We start from the raw sequence: 1,604 nt of genomic DNA on the forward strand, positions 1-1,604 counted from the left end.
CCTCGTCGACGATGACTTTCATGATGATTCCCTCCGGGTGTCGATCAGGCGGTCACCAACGGACCGGCACGGTGCGCAGGCCGCCGACGGCCAGCCCCTCGACGCGTTCCAGGTCCTCCACGGGCACGGCCAGGTCCAGGGTCGGCAGCTTGCGCAGCAGCACCTCGAGCACGACCTGCAGCTCGGTACGGGCCAGCGCCTGGCCCAGGCAGGAGTGGGCGCCGGAGCCGAAGGCCAGGTGCGGGTTCGGGCTGCGGGTCAGGTCCATGTGCTCGGCGGCCTCGAAGGCGCTCTCGTCACGGTTGGCCGCGGCCATGCTGCAGATCACCGTGGTGCCGCGGGGCAAGACCGTGCCGCTGACCTCGGTCTCATCGCGCAGGTAGCGTGGCAAGCCGAAGCCGGAGTTGGCGTCGAAGCGCAGCGACTCCTCCACGGTTGTGCGGATCAGCTTCGGGTCCGCCAGCAGCGCCTCCCACCGGGAGCGGTCGGCCAGCAGCATGGAAACCATCTTGCCGATCATGTTGGCGGTGGTCTCGTGCCCGGCGACCAGCAGCCCCATTCCGGTGACGAGGATCTGGATGTCGGTCAGCCCGCCATCCTCGGGGCCACCGGCCGCGATCAGCTCACTGAGGATGTCGTCGCCCGGCTGCTCCCGCTTGGCGGCGACGTGGCCGGACATGTACTGGAAGAACTCGGCCTGGGCGGCGTCGATCTCGTCCTTGCTGTAGCGCGTGAGGTTGAGGAACGTGTCCGACCAGTAGGAGAACCGGTCCCGGTCGGCGGCGGGCACGCCGAGCATGTCGCAGATGACGTACACCGGCAGCGGGAAGCCCAGGGACGCCTTGAGGTCGCCGGGGGCGCCGCGCTCGACCATGTCGTCGATGAGCTCCTCGGCGATCTGCGCCATCTGGGGCCGCAGGGCGTTCATCCGCTTGGCGGTGAACCACTTGCCGACCAGGCGCCGCCAGTGCTGGTGCTCCTCCCCGCCGTCGGGGATGACCGTCGCCATCTCGCTGCTGAACACCCCGCCCCCGTCCGCCGACAAGCGGGCCGCGTCCGGGGCGGTGAGCTGGCGGGTGAAGCGGGGGTCGGCCAGCACCTGCTTGACGTCCTCATAGCGGGTCAGCAACGTCGCCTGGTCGCCGCTGGGCAGCGTCACGTGCGCCACCGGGCACTTGCCGCGCAACTCGGCCCACTCCGCGGGCGGCTCCAGCGCCGCGTCGTTGGGAATCGGATAGGTCAGGGCCTGCTCGTCGAGACTCATTCGACATCTCCTCATGAACGGATGGGTTGGTCGCCCGGGAACGGCCGGCTGTTCGCCGCCGTCACGCGGGTGCGAAGGGCTGAGTGGTCTGCCGGCTGCCGAGCTCCTGCTGCCGCAGGAGGCGGGCCTGTTTGGGCATGTTCCAGCCGAGCACGCCGGTGACCTGGCCGCCCTCGAGGTAGCGGGCGGTGTTGCGCCGGATCGCCCTCGGCGATGTCCAGCTCGGCCGCCGCCGACGGCAGGCCATGGACTTGGATCTTGACGCTGTACTGGTCGGTCCAGAAGTACGGGATCGGCGTGTAGGGCCGGTCGGCGCCGAGGATGTTGGCCGCGACCACCT

2 protein-coding genes are annotated in these 1,604 nt (G+C 69.9%); both read right to left on the reverse strand.

Annotation, left to right across the window (positions count from 1 at the left end; genetic code table 11):
* Positions 1-52: 52 nt before the first annotated feature.
* Positions 53-1,264, reverse strand: a complete 1,212-nt coding sequence (locus tag ACTWQA_RS58860) for a cytochrome P450 (RefSeq protein WP_443167472.1) — start codon at positions 1,262-1,264, stop codon at positions 53-55.
* A gap of 61 nt (positions 1,265-1,325) precedes the next feature.
* The gene (locus tag ACTWQA_RS58865) at positions 1,326-1,511 is read right to left on the reverse strand and encodes a hypothetical protein (protein WP_443167473.1); all 186 of its coding nucleotides are present in this window, start codon (positions 1,509-1,511) and stop codon (positions 1,326-1,328) included.
* Positions 1,512-1,604: the final 93 nt, after the last annotated feature.

The organism is Nonomuraea sp. 10N515B (assembly GCF_052245915.1).
Lineage (GTDB): Bacteria > Actinomycetota > Actinomycetes > Streptosporangiales > Streptosporangiaceae > Nonomuraea.

Bases quoted from the DNA above. Each gene is read 5' to 3' on its own strand.
- ACTWQA_RS58860 (WP_443167472.1), bottom strand. From the start codon at position 1,264: ATGAGTCTCGACGAGCAGGCCCTGACCTATCCGATTCCCAACGACGCG.
- ACTWQA_RS58865 (WP_443167473.1), bottom strand. From the start codon at position 1,511: ATGGCCTGCCGTCGGCGGCGGCCGAGCTGGACATCGCCGAGGGCGATC.